Raw genomic sequence first — 1456 nt, forward strand, 5'->3', positions numbered from 1 at the left:
GGTGGATTCAATCGGTGGACGCAACACCTCAGGTCGAGGAGGGTGTTGATGGGACGACCAGCTGGATGGCTGAAGGAACTCACGGGCCGGTCGGCGATGATCTCGCCAGGCGCCCCGAAGACGCGCCGCAGCATCGAACGCAGGTTCTGGAAAGAGATAGCGACGGGAAGCTCCTCGGAGGACGCAGCCGGGAAGGTGGGCGTGTCTGCAGCCGTCGGGGCACGCTGGTTCCGACAAGGTGGCGGCATGAGGACGATCGAACTCACCGAGCCTGGCGGACGTTATCTATCGTTTCCTGAGCGGGAGGAGATCGCTGTCCTGCACGCTCAGCAGGTGGGCGTGCGCGAGATCGCGCGCAGGATCAACCGCGACCCGGCCACCATCTCGCGCGAGCTGCGTCGAAACGCCGCTACCCGCGGCGGGAAGCTGGAGTACCGGGCCTCGGTCGCGCAGTGGAAGGCGGAGCTGATGGCGCGGAGGCCGAAGACCGCGAAGCTGGTCGCGAACCCGAAACTACGGAACTACGTCCAGGACCGGCTCAGCGGCGATGTGTGCCATCCAGATGGGTCGATCGTGGCTGGGCCGGACGTACCGGCGTGGAAGGGCAGGTCGAAGCCACGCCGGGCCGACCGGCGGTGGGTCACGGCGTGGAGTCCGGAGCAGATCTCACACCGGCTTGAGATCGACTACCCCGAGGATGAGTCCATGCGTATCAGTCACGAGGCGATCTACCAGTCCCTGTTCATCGAGGGCCGGGGCGCGCTCAAGCGAGAACTGGTCGCCTGCCTGCGCACCGGCCGATCTCTGCGGGTGCCCCGAGCCCGGTCGAAGAACAAGCCTCAAGGGCACGTGACCGAGGATGTGGTCCTCAGTGAACGCCCCGCCGAAGCCGCCGACCGCGCCGTGCCAGGACACTGGGAAGGTGACCTGATCATCGGCACGAACCGGTCCGCGATCGGTACCGTCATTGAGCGCAAGAGCCGAGCCACGTTGCTGGTGCACCTGCCTCGGCTGGACGGCTACGGGCAGACACCGCGGGTCAAGAACGGTCCCGCCCTGGCCGGCTACGGCGCTGTGGCGATGAACGCTGCTTTGACTGCCTCGATGACGACCCTGCCGCAGCAGTTGCGCAAGACGCTGACCTGGGACCGCGGCAAGGAGCTGTCTGGGCATGCGCAGTTCACTGTGGAGACGGGCACGAAGGTGTTCTTCGCCGATCCCCACTCGCCGTGGCAGAGGCCCACGAACGAGAACACGAACGGGCTGCTACGTCAGTACTTCCCGAAGGGTACCGATCTCTCACGCTGGACTGCGCAGGACCTCGAAGCGGTCGCGCTGGCAGTCAACAATCGTCCCCGGAAGGTCCTCGACTGGAAGTCTCCAGCTGAGGTGTTCGCCGAGCAGCTACAGTCACTCGAGCAAGAGGGTGTTGCATCCACCGATTGAATCCACCCAG

At 65.5% G+C, this 1456-nt stretch carries 1 protein-coding gene; it reads left to right on the forward strand.

Features of this window, described 5'->3' with window-relative positions; all coding sequences use genetic code 11:
• The first annotated feature begins 48 nt into the window (after window positions 1–48).
• Window positions 49–1446 (forward strand): IS30 family transposase, encoded by a 1398-nt coding sequence (locus M4D54_RS13760; RefSeq protein WP_396121506.1) that lies wholly within the window; start codon window positions 49–51, stop codon window positions 1444–1446.
• The last annotated feature ends 10 nt before the right edge of the window (window positions 1447–1456 follow it).

This window comes from Brachybacterium sp. p3-SID1565 (genome assembly GCF_025143785.1).
Lineage (GTDB): Bacteria > Actinomycetota > Actinomycetes > Actinomycetales > Dermabacteraceae > Brachybacterium > Brachybacterium epidermidis.